This window comes from Bradyrhizobium arachidis (genome assembly GCF_015291705.1).
Taxonomy (GTDB): Bacteria; Pseudomonadota; Alphaproteobacteria; order Rhizobiales; family Xanthobacteraceae; genus Bradyrhizobium; species Bradyrhizobium arachidis.
Map to the genome: position 1 here is coordinate 800,537 of NZ_CP030050.1, position 16,648 is coordinate 817,184.

At 64.7% G+C, this 16,648-nt stretch carries 13 protein-coding genes, 1 tRNA gene and 1 pseudogene; 3 read left to right on the forward strand and 12 right to left on the reverse strand.

Going from position 1 to position 16,648, the window contains the following annotated elements; all coding sequences use genetic code 11:
- Nucleotides 1–147: 147 nt before the first annotated feature.
- The 9 genes and pseudogenes from dapD to rpmH all read right to left on the reverse strand — a co-directional run bounded on the left by dapD (nucleotide 148) and on the right by rpmH (nucleotide 7,957).
- Nucleotides 148–993 (reverse strand): 2,3,4,5-tetrahydropyridine-2,6-dicarboxylate N-succinyltransferase, encoded by an 846-nt coding sequence (gene dapD / locus WN72_RS03770; RefSeq protein WP_027561552.1) that lies wholly within the window; start codon nucleotides 991–993, stop codon nucleotides 148–150.
- 234 nt (nucleotides 994–1,227) lie between these two features.
- Nucleotides 1,228–1,921 (reverse strand): annotated as a pseudogene (locus WN72_RS03775) (pyrimidine 5'-nucleotidase).
- Between the two features lie 236 nt (nucleotides 1,922–2,157).
- Nucleotides 2,158–3,144, reverse strand: coding sequence for a DUF1036 domain-containing protein (locus WN72_RS03780; RefSeq protein WP_027561550.1), 987 nt, complete (start codon nucleotides 3,142–3,144; stop codon nucleotides 2,158–2,160).
- Between the two features lie 155 nt (nucleotides 3,145–3,299).
- Nucleotides 3,300–4,187, reverse strand: coding sequence for an acetylglutamate kinase (gene argB, locus WN72_RS03785; protein ID WP_027561549.1), 888 nt, complete (start codon nucleotides 4,185–4,187; stop codon nucleotides 3,300–3,302).
- A gap of 215 nt (nucleotides 4,188–4,402) precedes the next feature.
- Complete coding sequence (locus WN72_RS03790; RefSeq protein ID WP_167381088.1) at nucleotides 4,403–4,768, reverse strand: DUF423 domain-containing protein; 366 nt, start codon at nucleotides 4,766–4,768, stop codon at nucleotides 4,403–4,405.
- On the reverse strand, nucleotides 4,768–5,421 hold the full coding sequence (gene yihA, locus WN72_RS03795) for a ribosome biogenesis GTP-binding protein YihA/YsxC (protein WP_027561547.1): 654 nt from the start codon (nucleotides 5,419–5,421) through the stop codon (nucleotides 4,768–4,770). Before yihA ends, WN72_RS03790 begins: the two co-directional genes overlap by 1 nt.
- 104 nt (nucleotides 5,422–5,525) lie before the next feature.
- Nucleotides 5,526–7,370, reverse strand: coding sequence for a membrane protein insertase YidC (yidC, locus tag WN72_RS03800; protein WP_092219028.1), 1,845 nt, complete (start codon nucleotides 7,368–7,370; stop codon nucleotides 5,526–5,528).
- 16 nt (nucleotides 7,371–7,386) lie between these two features.
- Nucleotides 7,387–7,794 carry a ribonuclease P protein component gene (gene rnpA / locus WN72_RS03805; protein WP_092219026.1) on the reverse strand — a complete coding sequence of 136 codons (408 nt, stop codon included), beginning with the start codon at nucleotides 7,792–7,794 and terminating at the stop codon, nucleotides 7,387–7,389.
- Nucleotides 7,795–7,822: 28 nt separating this feature from the next.
- Nucleotides 7,823–7,957: a 50S ribosomal protein L34 gene (gene rpmH, locus WN72_RS03810; protein WP_008542748.1), complete on the reverse strand. Its 135-nt coding sequence runs from the start codon at nucleotides 7,955–7,957 to the stop codon at nucleotides 7,823–7,825.
- A 380-nt stretch (nucleotides 7,958–8,337) separates the two neighbouring features.
- Here rpmH and WN72_RS03815 point away from each other — a divergent pair, with 380 nt between their 5' ends.
- The 3 genes from WN72_RS03815 to WN72_RS03825 all read left to right on the forward strand — a co-directional run bounded on the left by WN72_RS03815 (nucleotide 8,338) and on the right by WN72_RS03825 (nucleotide 10,772).
- Entirely contained in the window at nucleotides 8,338–9,837 is a 1,500-nt protein-coding gene (locus tag WN72_RS03815; protein WP_194482979.1) for a sensor histidine kinase, read from the forward strand.
- A 266-nt stretch (nucleotides 9,838–10,103) separates the two neighbouring features.
- Nucleotides 10,104–10,180, forward strand: a tRNA-Arg gene (locus tag WN72_RS03820).
- Nucleotides 10,181–10,397: 217 nt separating this feature from the next.
- Nucleotides 10,398–10,772, forward strand: coding sequence for a hypothetical protein (locus WN72_RS03825; RefSeq protein ID WP_027561542.1), 375 nt, complete (start codon nucleotides 10,398–10,400; stop codon nucleotides 10,770–10,772).
- Here the strand turns inward: WN72_RS03825 and WN72_RS47690 are convergent.
- The 3 genes from WN72_RS47690 to WN72_RS03840 all read right to left on the reverse strand — a co-directional run bounded on the left by WN72_RS47690 (nucleotide 10,664) and on the right by WN72_RS03840 (nucleotide 16,464).
- Nucleotides 10,664–11,047: a CbrC family protein gene (locus tag WN72_RS47690; protein ID WP_430640401.1), complete on the reverse strand. Its 384-nt coding sequence runs from the start codon at nucleotides 11,045–11,047 to the stop codon at nucleotides 10,664–10,666. The genes WN72_RS03825 and WN72_RS47690 overlap by 109 nt on opposite strands.
- A 196-nt stretch (nucleotides 11,048–11,243) precedes the next feature.
- Nucleotides 11,244–11,585 (reverse strand): hypothetical protein, encoded by a 342-nt coding sequence (locus tag WN72_RS03835; RefSeq protein ID WP_092219022.1) that lies wholly within the window; start codon nucleotides 11,583–11,585, stop codon nucleotides 11,244–11,246.
- Nucleotides 11,586–11,640: 55 nt separating this feature from the next.
- On the reverse strand, nucleotides 11,641–16,464 hold the full coding sequence (locus tag WN72_RS03840) for an NAD-glutamate dehydrogenase (RefSeq protein WP_092219020.1): 4,824 nt from the start codon (nucleotides 16,462–16,464) through the stop codon (nucleotides 11,641–11,643).
- Nucleotides 16,465–16,648 lie beyond the last annotated feature (184 nt).

The window sequence follows — 16,648 nt, forward strand, 5'->3', positions numbered from 1 at the left end:
CGAGGCCTGCGGTGCAGCGCACCGCAGGGGGAGCCTCGAAGGATGAGCGGCCGGAATGTAGCCGGCAGCCAGGCCGTCGCCGTTCGAGGGCCGCCGAAGAGGCGGCCACCTCAGGGTGACGGTGAGAGAATGGTGCGCGTGGCCCGATTAATCCCGCAGCAGCTCGTTGATGCTGGTCTTGGAGCGCGTGCGCTCGTCGACGCGCTTGACGATCACGGCGCAGGCGGTGCTCGGGCCGATCTGACCGTTCTTCATCGGCTTGCCGGGCAGCGCGCCCGGCACCACCACCGAATATTCCGGCACCTCGCCCATGAAGACCTCGCCGGTCTCGCGATCGACGATCTTGGTCGAGGCGCCCAGGAACACGCCCATCGCCAGCACCGCGCCCTTGCGCACGATCACGCCCTCGGCGACCTCGCTGCGCGCGCCGATGAAGCAGTCGTCCTCGATGATGACGGGCTCGGCCTGCAGCGGCTCGAGCACGCCGCCGATGCCGGCGCCGCCGGAGATGTGCACGCGCTTGCCGATCTGCGCGCAGGAGCCGACGGTGGCCCAGGTGTCGACCATGGTGCTCTCATCGACGTAAGCGCCGAGATTGACGAAGGACGGCATCAGCACGACGTTCTTGGCGATGAAGGCCGAGCGACGGACGACGGCGCCGGGCACCGCGCGAAAGCCCGCATCGCGAAACCGGTTCGGGCCCCAGCCTTCGAACTTCGAGGGCACCTTGTCCCACCAGCTGGCCTTGCCCGGACCGCCGGGAATCACGTCCATGTCGTTGAGGCGGAAGGAGAGCAGCACCGCCTTCTTCAGCCACTGATTGACCTTCCACTTGCCGTCGGCGCCGCGCTCGGCGACGCGGGCCTCGCCCTTGTCCAGCGTCTCCAGCGCCTGGTCCACGGCCTCGCGCACCTCGCCCTTGGTCGAGGTCGAGATGCCGTCACGCGCGTCGAAGGCGCTGTTGATGGTGGATTCGAGGGCGGACAGGGACATCGGGCTTTCCTCTTCGGATCAGGGAATTTTTGAGGGATTGGGGCGCTTTTTCGGGATTTGGCGGGGGAGAGTCAAGGCATACTCCGCTGTCGTCCCGGGGCGCGCGAAGCGCGAGCCCGGGACCCATAGCCACAGGCCGTCGTTTGGCGAAGATTCGGAGTTGCCAGTTTCGCGCCACAACCACTCCCTGTGGTTATGGGTCCCGGGCTCGCTTCGCGCCCCGGGACGACAGCGTTAGCGTGGTGACAACCGCCCCAAAAACCCTGTCAAATCATCCGTGACGTGATCGACATGGGCGGCGTCCCGGCCCTCCAGCTCCCAATCCTCGCGCACCACCTCCTTGGTGCCGTCAGGCACCACCAGCACCGTGGTCATGCCGAGCGCGTGGGGAACGGTGAGGTTACGGGCGAGGTCCTCGAACATCGCCGCCCGGGTCGGATCGACGGCGTGGTCGTCGAGGAATTTCCGATAGGTCTGCGGCGCCGGTTTCGGCTCGAAGCCGGCCGCGATGATGTCGAACACGCCGTCGAAATGGCCGGCAAAGGCCGAGGCGCGCCAGCACGGCATCGACATGGTCGACCGAGCCGTTGGTCAGGATCAGCTTTCGTCCCGGCAGCTTTGCGATGGCTTCGCCAAGCTGCGGATTCGGCTCCAGCGGCGAATGGTCGATCTTGTGCACATAGGCGAGATAGTCGTCGGCGCGCACGCCGTGCAGGGTCATCATGCCGCGCATCGTGGTGCCGAAGCGCCGGTAATAATCCTTCTGGATGCTGCGCGCTTCCTCCGGGCCGACGTTCAGCCAGTTGCACACGAACTCGCCGATGCGCGCATCGACCTGCTGCCACAGATTGACGTGATGCGGATAGAGCGTGTTGTCGAGGTCGAACACCCAGGTGTCGACGTGGGTGAAGGCGCGGGGAGAAGTCATATCAAATCTCTATCTGCTGAGCGCAAGCGATGCTCCACTCTCTGTCCTCGTCCCGGACAAGCGCAGCGAAGCGGAGCGCAGATCCGGGACCCATAACCACAGGGAGTGGTTTGGCGAAGACTGGCAACCACCATCGTGCGCCACACTGCTCCCTGGGGTTATGGGTCCCCGCGTTCGCGGGGACGACGGCGGAGTTTGCGGCCCCAGTGCCCTGATCCTCAATCACAGCAATACCATCACGGCATCGCAAAGCGCAGCGTCTTGCCGCCGCTGCTCATATCCACCGCGCCGAACCCCGTCGTCGCAAACCCGCGCGCGGGGCAATCGGTCTGCTCAACGGTCTCGAACTTGGTCTCGCGCGTGCAGAGCTGCTTGTCGCCGCCCCAGTTCAGCGGCTTGTCCTTCAGCTTGATGACACGGTTGTCGGCATCGATCGCTTCCGCGAAGCTGAAGATCTGCTTCGGCGTGCCTGTTACATCCGGGTGCAGGCAGGTCTTGGGATCGATGCGATACCAGCCGCGGCTCGTCACCGACTTGCCGTCGTCGGTGGCGACTGCCGCCATCACCTTGTGCGGCGTGTCGTTGCACCAGGTCAGGCCGCTCGACGACGGCGTCTGCGTCGCATCGACCATGGTCTTGAACAAATTCGGCGACGATACGGTGTCGGACGGCAGCCCGCGGCTCTTCAGGAATGCGGCGAGCGCTGCCTGCGTCTTCGGCCCGTCGACGCCGTCGATGGCGCCGACGTCATAGCCGATGATCACGAGGAGGCGCTGGATGCCGGCAAGGCGCGCCTGTTCGTCGTCATATTCGGAATCCTCGGCAAGGTAGGCGACGGCATTGCCGTCGTCGCCGCGCGTCGGCGTCACTTGCGTGAAGGGGACCTGCGTCTGGCCACTGCGACACTGCCGCGCGGCGGCGATGACGAAATTGTCCTGCGCCACGCACAGCATGTCGCTGCCGCTCTGCGGGATCGGGGAGGCGCCGTAGATGCCGAGCGCGCGCGCGTTGAGCAGAATGCGGTCGGCGGTCAGCGTGCCCTGCACCACCACGCGGCAGGTGGCGGGATCGATCCTGAACCAGCCGCGCGTCGCCGTCGCCGCCTTGTCGTCAATGCCGATCGCGGCCTCGACGACATAGGACATGCGGTTGCAGATCTTGAGGTCGGCGAAGGCCGGCGCGGAGGAGAAGAAGAACGAGACGGCGGCCGCCGGGAGCGTCATCAGGACGCGGGTGAGGGGGGAGCGGCGGGGGCGCTGAACTCTCCGCTCGTCATGCCCGGGCTTGTCCCGGGCATCCACGTTTTCGCCGCGAGAAAGATCGTGGATGGCCGGGACAAGCCCGGCCATGACGTTCTTTCGTCGCGGCGTCCAGCACATCACTTGTGGATCAGCGTGCCCGTGCCCTGGTTGGTGAAGAGCTCGAGCAGCACCGCGTGCTGCATCTTGCCGTCGATGATGACGACGCCCTCGACGCCCTGCTCGAGCGCGTAGATGCAGGTCTCGACCTTCGGGATCATGCCGCCGGAAATGGTGCCGTCGGCGATCAGTTTTCGCGCGTCTTTCACCGACAGCTGCGGAATCAGCTTCTTCGACTTGTCGAGCACGCCGGGCACGTCGGTGAGCAGCAATAGGCGCTTGGCCTTCAGCGCGCCGGCGACGGCGCCGGCAAAGGTGTCGCCATTGACGTTGAGCGTCTGGCCGTCCTTGGAGGTCGCGAGCGGCGCCAGCACCGGGATCAGCTCATAGCCGATCAGCTGGTTGAGCAGCGTGAGGTCGACCTTCTCGGGATCGCCGACGAAGCCGAGATCGACCGCCTTCTCGATATGCGAGTCCGGATCGACGATGGTGCGCGTCGTCTTCGTCGCCTTCACCATGTTGCCGTCCTTGCCGGACAGGCCCACGGCTCTGCCGCCGGCATCGTTGATGTAGCCGACGATCTGCTTGTTGACGGAGCCGGCCAGCACCATCTCGACGATCTCGATGGTCGCAGCATCGGTGATGCGCAGGCCAGCGGCGAATTCCGAGACGATGCCGAGGCGCTTCAGCATGGTCGCGATCTGCGGCCCGCCGCCGTGCACCACCACCGGATTGATCGCGGTCTGCTCCAGCAGCACGATGTCGCGGGCAAAGTTCTTCGCGGTCTCCTCGTCGCCCATGGCATGGCCGCCATATTTGATGACGATGGTTTCCTCGTCATACTGCTGCATGTGCGGCAGCGCTTCGGACAGGATGCGGGCCTGGTCGAGCGGGGAGATGTCGGTCATGGGGCGGATCTCGCTGGCGGGACTGTCGGTGCGCGTTCTATCCGATTGGCGGGCGCGGCGCAAAGCGCTCTTCTTCCCCTCTCCCCCTGTGGGAGAGGGTGCCTCGCGAAGCGAGGCGAGTGAGGGGTTTCTCTCCGCGAGCACCCCTGTAGAGACAGACCCCTCATCCGGCGCTTCGCGCCACCTTCTCCCGCAAGGGGAGAAGGAAGAGAACGCTACTTCCTCGCCACCACCGCCGCGAGCGTCACCGCGAGCCAGCCCAAAATCATCACCGTTCCACCCGTCGGCGCCGCCATGGGAAACAGCGAGTGCCCGGCATATTGCCGCAAGGTGAGGTCGCCCGCGAACAGCGCCGCGCCGAGCACGAAGCCGAATGCGGCAATGAGCCCAATTCCGCCATGCAGAAGGCCGCGCGCGAGCAACCCAGTCACCGCAAGTATGGCAGTCGCATGAAACAGCAGCATGGCGCTAGCGGAGGCGAGGCGGCTGGCATCGGCGCCGTGGGCGGAGGCGGCGGCCAGCGCAACGCCGGCGGCGCCCATCAAACCGGCAAGCCCGATCAAGAGGCGATGCGCCACCATCACGACGCCCGTTCTTCCAGGAGCTTTGCCATCGCGGCGCGCAGCTCGGCCATGCCAGTCGAGCTGCGCGAGGAGGTCGCGAGCACGTTCGGGAAAGCGGCCGGATGTTTGGCGAGTGCAGTCTCGGTCTCGGCGATGCGTGATTGCAGCTCGGAGGCCTTCACCTGGTCGGCCTTGGTCAGCACGATCTGGTAGCTGACTGCGGAGCGGTCGAGCGTCTTCAGGACTTCGAGATCGACGTCCTTGAGGCCATGCCGCGCGTCGATCAGCACGTAAACGCGTGCGAGCGAGGCGCGGCCCAGCAGGAATGTATGGATCAGCTCGGTCCAGGACGCGACCTGGCTCTTCGGCGCCTTGGCGTAGCCGTAGCCAGGCATGTCGACGAGGCGCAGGTCGCTTTTCCCGGGGACCTCGAAAAAGATCAGCTCCTGGGTGCGGCCCGGCGTATGCGAGGTGCGCGCCAGCGCATTGCGACCGGTCAGCGCGTTGATCAGGCTGGACTTGCCGACATTGGACCGCCCGGCAAAGGCGATCTCCAGCCCCGCCATCGGCGGCAGCGTTTGAATCGACGGCGAGGCCCAGATGAACTGCCAGTCGCGCGCGAAAAGCTTGCGTCCGGCTTCGATCAGCTTCGCATCATTGGCGTCGGTCATGCGAAGCTCTTTGCTCGCTGTCATTCCGGGATGGTCCGAAGGACCAGACCCGGAATCTCGAGATTCCGGGTTCGATGCTTCGCATCGCCCCGGAATGACGGGTGCTACGTCGCCTTCCGCGCGAACGTCGCCTTGAGATTGTTGAACAGCTCCACCTTCACGCCGTTGCGGCGCATGATGAAGCTCTGCTGGAGCACCGAGAGCAGATTGTTCCAGGCCCAGTAGATCACGAGGCCCGCCGGGAAGCCGGCCAGCATGAAGGTGAAGATCAGCGGCATCCAGTTGAAGATGATCTGCTGCGTCGGATCCGGCGGCGTCGGGTTCAGCTTCATCTGGAACCACATCGTGATGCCCATGATGATCGGCCAGATGCCGAGCGCGAGGTAATGGCCGAACACCGGAATCGTGGTCGGATCGAACGGGATCAATCCGAACAGCGTGAACAGGTTGGTCGGATCCGGCGCGGAGAGGTCCTTGATCCAGCCGAAGAACGGCGCGTGCCGCATCTCGATGGTGACGAACAGCACCTTATAGAGCGAGAAGAACACCGGGATCTGGATCACCACGGGAAGACAGCCGGCGACCGGATTGATCTTCTCCTTGCGGTAGATCTCCATCATCTCCTGCTGCTGCTTGACCTTGTCATCGGGAAAGCGCTCCTTCAGCGCCTGCAGCTGCGGCTGGATCGACTTCATCTTCGCCATCGAGGCGTAGGACTTGTTCGCCAGCGGGAAGAACAGAAGCTTCACGATCACGGTGACGAGCAGGATCGAGATGCCGAAATTGCCGAAGAAGCGGTAGAAGAAGTCGAGGCCGAGGAACATCGGCTTGGTGATGAAGTAGAACCAGCCCCAATCGATCAACAGATCGAAATGGTTGAGGCCGAGCTCCTTGTTGTAGCCGCCGAGGCCGGCGAACGGGAACACGCCGACCACGCCGGCTTCCTTGGCGCCAGCGAACAGCCGCGCGTTCGCGGTGGCTGTGCCGCCGATCGCGACGGTGACGGGGTCGAGCAGATAGTCGGTCTGGTAGGTGTGGACGTTGCCGGTCGGGTTCGACGAGAAGCGCGCCTGCAGCTGCGCATTGGTGTCCGGCAGCAGCGCCGAAGCCCAGTACTTGTCGGTGATGCCGAGCCAGCCATTGGTGGCCTTGAAGTTCACCGTCTTGGCTTCGTCGATCTTCTTGTAGGCATATTCCTGCAGGCCATCGAGATAGCCGATCAGGCCTTCATGCAGGATGTAATAGCCCGAGACCTGCGGCGTGCCGTGGCGCGAGATCAGCGCGAACGGATAGAGCGTAACCGGCGCGTTGCCGACATTGCTCACCTCGTCCTTGATGGTGAAGAGGTAGTGGTCGTCGACCGAGATGGTGCGGCGGAAGGTGAGGCCCTCGCCATTGTCCCATTTCAGCACCACCGGCGTCGTCGGCGTCAGGCTGCCGCTGCCGTCCTGCTGCCAGATGGTCTGGGCATCCGGCATCTTCGCGGTCACGCCCGTGGCGGCCACCCAGCCGAACTCGGCGTAATAGGGTTCGGCCGTGCCCGAGGGCGAATAGAGGATGATCGGCGGCGATTTCGGGTCGACCGTCTCGCGATATTGCACCAGCGCGAGGTCGTCGATGCGGCCGCCCTTCAGCGAGACGCTGCCGGAAAGCCGCGGCGTGTCGATCTTCACGCGCGGGCTGGCTTCGATCGCGGCGCTGCGGGCAACGACCGGCTGGGCCTGCTGGTTGCCCGGCGCCGCGGCAGGCGCGGGCGCATTGCCGGCCTGCGGTGTCGCGCCCGGCGTTGCCGAGGCGGTCGGCTGCGGCGTGTTCTTCTGGAGCTCGGCCTGCACCTGCTGCTGGGCGCGCTGCTTCTCCATCTGCGGGACGTTGTAGAAATATTGCCAGGCAATCAGGACGAGGCCCGACAGAATGACGGCGAGGATGGTATTGCGATTGTCGGTCATCTCTAATGTCTCGTCATCAATCCGGTTTGCGGCTGGCAGGGGCAGCGCCCGGCTTTTCGCCGCGCCGCTTCGCAGATCCCTTGTCGGATCCCCTGGCCGTATGCCGCGCGGGCTTCGTGAACGCTATGCGCAGATCGTCGAGCATGGTGGCGAAGTCGCGCGAGAGCGCGTCCCTTCGGCCGACCAGTACATAATCATGATGGGGCTGCATCGACACCGGATCGAGCCGCTTCACCAATTCGCGAAGTCGGCGCCGGATGCGATTGCGCTCGGGGGCGTTGCCGTTCTTTTTGGTGACGGTGAAGCCGACCCGGATCGGGCCAGAATCGTCGCGGCGGCGGCTTTGCAGGACGAACGCGGGACTATTCGCCCGCGCGCCATTGGCAACGGCGAGGAAATCCGCCCGCTGCCTCAGCCGATCCATGATGAAATCCCAAAAATGGGGGTCCGGCTCAGGCGCTCAGACGCTTGCGGCCGCGGGCGCGGCGGGCGGCGAGGACCTTGCGGCCGCCGGCAGTGGCGAGACGGGCACGGAAACCGTGACGGCGCTTGCGCACCAGTTTGCTGGGTTGATAAGTCCGCTTCACGGGTTTTTCTCCGCTGACCGGGCAATTTGCCTGTAGAATTGATGGTAAAGTCCGGAAGATGCGGCCCAAAACGGGCCTTTTTCGGCCCCAAGAGAGCCGCTCCCGGCGTCACACCGGGTCATCGCGGACAATTTGCGCGGCTTATAAGGGAGCGTCTTGTTTTCGTCAACGCCGCAAGAGCGCGCTGTTCCGGTGAATATCGCTGTTTGTGCGGGGTTTTTAACCCTTGAGGTAGCGACTCGCCGCGTCCGTGATTACATCCCACCTTGGCAGATTAGCGATCTGTAATTTGACCGGGCGGGGGGCGGACCGCATCCTTCCTCAGCCAGATCGTTCACCAAGCAAGTTGTTCACTCGGCAAGGCAGCGAGGACGAATTTCGTGGCAGCGACAGACCTCCAGCCGATCCAGGATGCGGATCAGCGGGACCCGGCGGCGACGCGGCCGCGGGGGCCTGCCGGGCTTGGGCTGTCGGGCAAGCTGCTGCTGCTCACTGTGCCCCTGGTGATGATCGCGGCCATCCTGCTCTACGTGCCAGCCATCGCCAACTTCTGGGTCAACCGCCTCAACGACCGCGTCGCGGCGGCCAACACGGCAGCACTGGTGCTGGATGCGGCTCCGCTCGGCATGGTCCCCGATTCGCTCTCGCGCGAGATCCTGAAGAGCATCAATGCCCGCGCCGTTGCCATCAAGATGGGCCAGCAGCGCCGTCTGCTCGCCAGCGACAATTTGCCTACCACGATCGAGCATGACGTCGACCTGCGCGACATGAGCGTGTGGGAAGCGATCACCGGCTCGTTCCAGATGATGCTGGAGACCGGCAACCAGCCGATCCGCATCGTCGGGCCCGGCGTCGGCAATGCCCAATTCGTCGAGATCGTGACCGACGAATTGCCGCTGCGGCAGTCGATGTACCGCTTCTCCCGCAACGTCGTGGTGGTGGCGCTGATCATCGGCGTCCTGACCGCGGGTCTCGTCTATCTCGCGCTCCATTATCTGTTCGTGCGGCCGATGCGGCGGCTGACCGCGAGCCTGGTCGGCTTCCACGAGAACCCGGAGAGCTCGGCGCGCATCATCGTGCCGAGCCAGCGCAGCGACGAGATCGGCGTCGCAGAACGCGAATTGTCGGACATGCAGCGCGATCTGATGTCGATGCTGAATCAGAAGAGCCGGCTCGCCGCGCTCGGTCTCGCCGTGTCCAAGATCAATCACGATCTGCGCAATCTGCTCGCCTCCGCGCAGCTGCTGTCCGACCAGCTCGCCAGCGTGCCCGATCCGCGGGTGCAGCGCTTTGCGCCGAAGCTGGTGCGCTCGCTCGAGCGCGCCATCGCCTTCTGCCAGTCGACACTTTCTTATGGCCGCGCCCAGGAGGCCGCGCCCGACCGCCGCATGATCCTGATCGAGCCCGTGGTGCTCGAGGTGCGCGAGACGGCGGGGCTTGCCAGCGACGCCTCGATCGCCTGGGTCGCCGCGATCGAGCGCGGGCTCGCCATCGATGCCGATCCCGATCAGCTGTTCCGCGTGCTGCTCAACCTCGTCCGCAACGCCGCCCAGGCGCTGGAAAGCCATTCCTCGGGCGATGGCGGCGCGCAGCAGATCCGGATCACGGGAAAGCGCGAAGGCGCCGTCGCGATTTTGGAGGTCTCCGATACCGGCCCCGGCGTGCCTCAGAAGACCCGCGAGCATCTGTTCGAGGCGTTCCAGACCTCCGGCCGCCCCGGCGGCAGCGGTCTCGGCCTGGCGATCGCCGCCGAGCTGGTCCGCGCCCATGGCGGCGACATTCACCTCGTCGAAGGCACCATCGGCGCCACCTTCCGGATCGTCATCCCCGACCGCCCCGTGGAACTCCTCTCCATTCGCAACGAGCGGCAGAGGGCGTAGGTCGGCCAGAGGCCGAGTGAACCTGTCATTCCGGGGCGGCGCAAAGCGCCGAACCCGGAATCCAGAGGTTTTGGGCGCGAGATTCCGGGTTCTCGCTTCGCGAGCCCCGGAATGACCGGGTGGAGATCGTCATCTCCCTGCAAAATCTCCCCAACCCGGACCTTGCCAATCGGGACAAGAGCGGTTAGTCAGAGCGCTCTTTCGCACCCCTCCGGCGCTGTCCGGAGGCTGCGTGTGGGCTAAAGCCCGCACCATCAGCGAAAAACGCGCCCGTAGCTCAGCTGGATAGAGCATCAGACTACGAATCTGAGGGTCGGACGTTCGAATCGTTCCGGGCGCGCCATTTTCCGTCCTTTGGCGGTGATATCTCCCCATCCCTTGGTGCGAATGGGTGTGCCGGACAGGCTCGGCATCGCCGCGACCCGCATTCATCGGGAAGCTCACAAAGCGCTGCCGGGCAAGGACGAAACCTTTTGCCGGACGGGCGAAGCCAGCCGGAAACAAACCAAGCCTAGCCTCGCCCAAGCTGCCCCGTCCAACCCGATTTAAGGGAGGGTCTCATGAAAGCAGCACTGTTGGCACTATTGCTTCTTGGCCAGCCCGCGATCCCGATTTCAGACCGAGTGCCCATCTTCAACGTGGAAGCCCTCTGCAGGGATGTTTCCGCTGACGACAAAGCGTCAGGGCTCGCCCTGGCGCAGGATGCCGGCGAATGCATGCGTGACGAGACACTGGCGCAGCAACAGCTCGGTTCGGCCTGGCTGACTGTTCCGGGGCCCGCGCGTGAGAGTTGCGAAGGCGAGGCTTCGGCAGATGGAATCCAAAGCTATGTCGATCTGCTGACCTGTCTGCAGATGTCAGGCTGGGCGAATCCGGCTTCCCCGCCGGCGACCCCGCTCAGGGGCGCGAGCAAGATGCGGAACGCCAAGCGATGAGATGAGGCTTGATTGCCGCAACGACGGAGGTGCGCTGCCTGTCGCGCACCGACCCCCGACTCGTCAGTGAAGCTCGCGCCATGTTTTCCATGTGCCGATCCATCGGCGACACACCACGGACATAGGCTTTCACATAGTTCTTCTGCTGCGTACACCGGGCCAATGTAGACATACCCTCGTGCTTGCCCGCAACATATGCACTGGACGTCAGATTTCTGAACGCTGCCGGTCGCGACAGGGTCCGGGTGATACTTGAAGCTTGGAAGGTTGCTCACCGATTGCCCCGTGAGAATAGCGGACTTGGCGATCGTAAAGTCCAAAATGGCCTGATCGCAAGCAACTCTGACCGATTAGGATGACTTGGTAAGTCAGCTCCAAGGCGTTGCCGGATGGCTCTATTAGCCTTCAATGGCTCTATTAGCCTTCAATGGCTCTATTAGCCTTCAAGCATCTCTGCAAAGCGGGAATTGCTCAGGGCCGACCGCGGCCTTGGATCGGAATTCTTGCCGCAACGTCTGGCCGGTTTTTCTCGAGCCAGGCTATGGCCTCCGGTCCGTCGACAACACACTCGAAGGTTTCCCAGGCTGGATCCTCGATGGTGTCGGGTTGCAGGCGTTTCGCCGCATACTCGACCAGTTCATGCAGGCCCTCGTATCCTCGTCGGCGCTCGAGGGAGTCCGCAATCGCCGGGCTGGCCCAGCCGCGTTGGGCCAGATCGACAATGCTCGGACCGTCAGCCTCGCTGAACCAGGGCGTGGCATCGAACTCGAGACAGAGGATGTTATCGGCGGTATGGCAAGTCGCGTGGATCATCGGATTCCTCCGTCTTGCGCTAGCTGCACGTCGCTCATCGCTGTCTCGCACGCCCTCAGGCTTTGACCAGGTCCCCCAGCAGGTTCGCCGCCACCATCAGCTTGGCGAGCGTCAGGCCGCCGGCGGCAATCTCCTCGACGGCACGACGGATACGCGTCGCCTCGGGATGAGCTGCAAGCCAGGTCTCCGCTGCCTGCTGACCGGATTGGCCGATCGTCAGCATATCTGCGGCCAGGCGTCTTTCGGCAGCTGCGATCAGGTCGACGGCGCGGTCGATGGCGAGGCGTTCGAAATGATCGCTGGCCGGCACGTTGCGCGCAGCGGCGGTGATGCGGTCGAGACGGAAATTGGCCTCGGCGGCAAAGAACGTCGCGGCGGCATCACCGATGCTGCGGCTGGTGCGCTCGGCGACCGTCACGATATCAGGCGCCGGGACCAGGGCATCGAGATCGGCCAGTTCGCTGGCGAGGCCGGACGGGACGCCGGCATCGGTCAGGTCCTGCCGGCGCTTGCTGCGTGCGGCCTGCATGTCCGCTGGAAGGGCCGTGTCGAGCGAGGCCGCGATCTCGCGGACCGCAGGGCCAAACCGGGCAATGACCGCGCCCAAGCCATCCCCAAAATCGACATTGCGCACATACCAGACCATGCGGGAGAGCAGGAGATCCTGGATCGCCGCGTAGAGGCTGAGCTGCAACTGCCCGTCGATTCGATTGTCGAGCGCGTCGATCGCGTCATTGAGTCGCCTGAGCTCGTAGATCGCATCCACCGCCACCTGGGCCATGACGATGGTCGAGATATCGGCGTCGGTCTCGTCGGTCAGGCGTACGATGCAGGCCGGGCCCCCGCGGTTGATCACGGCATTGACGAGACTGGTCGCGATGATCTCGCGTCGGAGTCGATGGAGCTCGACCGCGGCCGGGAATTTGTCGAGAACCTCGCGCGGAAAATACAGGGACAGTCTGCGGGCGAGATAAGGATCGTCAGGCACGCCGGTTTCGAGCAGGTCACTGTAGAGCGTCAGCTTGGCGTAGGCGAGCAACACCGCGAGCTCGGGCCGTGTCAGGGACTGCCCGCGCCTGGTCCGTTCGGCGATCGCGGCGTCGTCAGGCAGGAATTCGACGGCGCGGCTGAGCAGGCTGCGCTGCTCGAGCGACTGCATCAGGCGCGTGAGGAAGCCGGTCTCGGCCATGCCCTTGCGTTCGGCGAGCGAGAGCGCCAGCGTCTGCAGATAGTTGTTGCGCAGGACCAGCGCACCGACTTCGTCGGTCATCGCGGCAAGCAGGGTGTTGCGGTCAACCGGGCTGAGGCGTCCCTCGCGCTCGGGGCGCGCCAATGCGATCTTGATGTTGACCTCGACGTCGGACGTATTCACGCCGGCCGAATTGTCGATCGCATCGGTGTTGAGCTTGACGCCCTTCTGCGCCGCTTCGATGCGCCCGCGCTGGGTGAGGCCGAGATTGGCGCCTTCGCCGATCACCCTGGCGCGAACGTCGGTCCCGCTGATGCGGATCGGATCATTGGCGCGGTCGCCGGCCTGATCGTCGCTCTCCGCCGAGGCCCGGACATAGGTGCCGATGCCGCCGAACCACAAGAGGTCCGCGCGCGCCTTCAGGATTGCCGTCATCACCTCGAAGGGCGTTGCCTGCTCCTTGTCGAGATCGAGCAGGGTGCGCACTTCCGGGGCGAGCGGAATCGCCTTGAGCGAGCGCGAGAACACGCCGCCTCCTTCCGAGATCAGAGATTTGTCGTAGTCCTGCCAGCTCGATCGCGGCAGGTCGAACAGGCGCTTGCGCTCAGTGAAGCTGATCGCCGGGTCGGGGGAGGGATCGATGAAGATGTCGCGGTGATCGAACGCCGCAACGAGCCTCGTCGCCGGCGAGAGCAGCATGCCGTTGCCGAAGACGTCGCCCGACATGTCGCCGACGCCGACCACGGTGAAAGGCATGGTCTGAATGTCGGTGCCGAGCTCGCGGAAGTGGCGCTTGACCGCCTCCCAGGCGCCGCGCGCCGTGATCCCCATCTTCTTGTGGTCGTAGCCCTGGCTGCCGCCGGAGGCGAAGGCATCGCCGAGCCAATGGTCCTTCTCGGCCGAGATCGCGTTGGCGACGTCGGAGAAGGTGGCGGTGCCCTTGTCGGCGGCGACGACCAGATAGGGATCGTCGCCGTCATGCCGCACGGTCAAGTCGGGCGGCACCACGATGTCGCCGTCGAGATTGTCGGTGAGTTCGAGCAGCGAGCGCACGAAGATGCGATAGGCCTCGGTGCCCTCCGCGAGCCACGCCTCGCGATCGGAGGGCGGCGGCAGGCGCTTGGGCACGAAGCCGCCCTTGGCGCCGACCGGCACGATCACGGCGTTCTTGACTTGCTGCGCTTTCACGAGGCCGAGGATCTCGGTGCGGAAATCCTGCGGCCGGTCGGACCAGCGCAGGCCGCCGCGCGCGACCTTGCCGAAGCGCAGGTGAATGCCTTCGACACGCGGTGAGTAGACGAAGATCTCGTAGAGCGGTCGGGGAGGGGGCAGATCCTCGATCTTGCGCGCGTCGAACTTGAAGGAGATCACCGGGCGCGGATGTCCGTCCGGGCCAACCTGCCACAAATTGCTGCGGATGGTCGACTGCACCAGATTGGTGAAACGGCGCAGGATGCGGTCTTCATCGAGCGAGGCGACGGATTTGAGCTGCTCCTCGATCTCGGCAAGGAGAATTATCTCGCGTGCCGAACGCTCGCGATCGGTCAGGACGAGGCGCGGATCGCTGCGGGCCTGGAACAGCGCGACGAGGTTGGCCGTGATCGCGGCGTTCTTGCGCAAGGTCTCCCACATATAGTCCTGGGTGAAGGGTGCGCGGATCTGGTGCAAATAACGCGACAGCGCCCGGATGGTCGAGACTTCCCGCCAGCCCAGGGCCGTGCGCAGGATCAAGGCATTGTACCCGTCGGATTCGGCGCGATCGGTGACCACCGCCATGATCGAGGCCTCCAGGCGATGGCTGAAGTCCCGGCTGATCTCGATCGGCTGGCCGTCGCTGGTCTCGATCGTCATGTCGTGCAGCCAGACCGGCTCGGGCCTGTTGCCGGGCACGATCTGATAGGTGCGTTCGTTGACCACGCGCAGGCCGTGATTTTCGATCACCGGCACGCGGTAGGACAGCGACAGCGGCGCGGCATCCGAAAACACCTTCAGGCCGAAGCGCCTGGGATCGTCCTCCTCGAAGCGGTGAACCGAAATCGTCACCGGGCGGGCTGGCGTGAGCCTCTCGACGGTGGCGATATCGGCGATCGCCTGTTCTGCCGTGGAAGCCTCGGTATAGCCGCCGCTGAAGGCTTGAGCGTAGCGATTTGCGAGCATGCGCGCCCGCATGCCGTCGGTCGACGCAGCCAGCGCGGCCTTCAGCTTGTCGGCCCAGGTCGCGGCAATGGCGCTGATCCCGGCTTCCAGCGTAGCGCGCTCGACGGCGGGAGTCTTACCTTCATAGCGTCCGATGATGTAGTGGACGCGCGCCAATGCTCCTTCGGGGAAGGACACGTAGGAGGCCGACAGTGTCCCCTTGTAGCTCTGCGACAGGAAGGCGCCGACGCGCATGCGCACGTCGGTGTCGTATTTGTCGCGCGGAATGAACACGAGGATGGAAACGAAGCGGTCGAACTTGTCGACCCGCGCCAGCGCCCGGACGCGGGGGCGCTCATAGAGGATCAGGATCTCCATGACGAAATCGAAGAGGGTATCGACGTCGATCTGGAACAGCTCGTCGCGCGGATATTCCTCGAGAATATGCTGGAGAGCCTTGCCGGAATGGCTGTTCGGGTCGAAGCCGGCGCGCTGGAGCACCCGCGATACCTTGTGGCGAACATAGGGGATCTGTCGTGCCGAGCGCGTATAGGCACCCGAGGTGAACAGGCCGACGACGCGCAATTCACCCTCGAGCCGGCCGTCGGGCGTATAGAGCTTGATGCCGACATAATCCATCCGGATGCGGCGATGGACGCGGCTGCTCACATTGGCCTTGATGACGATGAGCAGGGTCGGCTCGCGCATGAACTCGCGAATCTCCGACGTCATCACCACCATTTCGCTGCCGCGGCGCAGGACCTTTACGTCGGGATCGCGGAGGATGCCGAGGCCCTCCGCGGTCGCGATGTCGTCCGACGCATCGCGGCCGGGCGAGAAGCGATATTCGCGCACGCCGAGAAAGGTGAAATTGTCCGCGCACAGCCATTGCAGGAACTGGTTGGCCTCGGCGACCTCGTCGATCGGCAGCGGCGGCGGATTGGACGAGAACGTCTTGACCGCGTCCTCGACGCGGTCGCGCATGGCGCGCCAGTCCGCGACGCAGGCGCGCACGTCGCCCAACGCCCTGGTGAGGCCGTCAATCAGCCTCTCGCGGTCCGCGTCGGCGTCCAGGCGGGTGATGTGGAGGTGAATCAGGCTCTCGCGCGCGCCCTTTGCCCCTTCCGGCAGTGCCTCGCCGTAGAAGCGCAGGAGCTTGCCCTGGTCATCGCGCTCCACCGCGATGATGGGGTGAGCAACGAGAGTGACTTCGATGCCCTGCTCGGTGAGCTCCGCCATGGTGGAATCGAACAGGAAGGGCATGTTGTCGTTGAGGATTTCGAGCACGGAGATCTCGCGCCCGTCCGGCATCAGCGGATTGACGACGCGGATATCGGCACGCCCCGCCGTACGCCGCTGCACATGCTCCCAGGCTTGCTCGGCCAGGAAGGCAAGCGAGGAGGCATCGTGACTGGCGAGATCCTCGACATTGGTGAAGGCGAACAGAAGCTCCGCAAAGCTTGGGGGGGCCTTTCCCGGCTGCACGCTTCCGGCTGCCTCGCGGATCAGGGTTGCCCGGGCCTTGTCGTCGCGCCATGCCATAGCGTCCTCCATGTCCCAGCCGACGAACCGCAATTACGGTCGGGCGTTGTTCTTGGAGTGCGCCTCTTCGAGCGCATCTTGTTGACCGCGTTTCAATCGCCTTGGCGAAATCGTCGGTCTTGCGGCTCGACGATATTAGCACTCCGCGGCCGTCATGGCGCGCGGAGTTGTGAGGCGCGCTTTGCGGGCGGAAAAC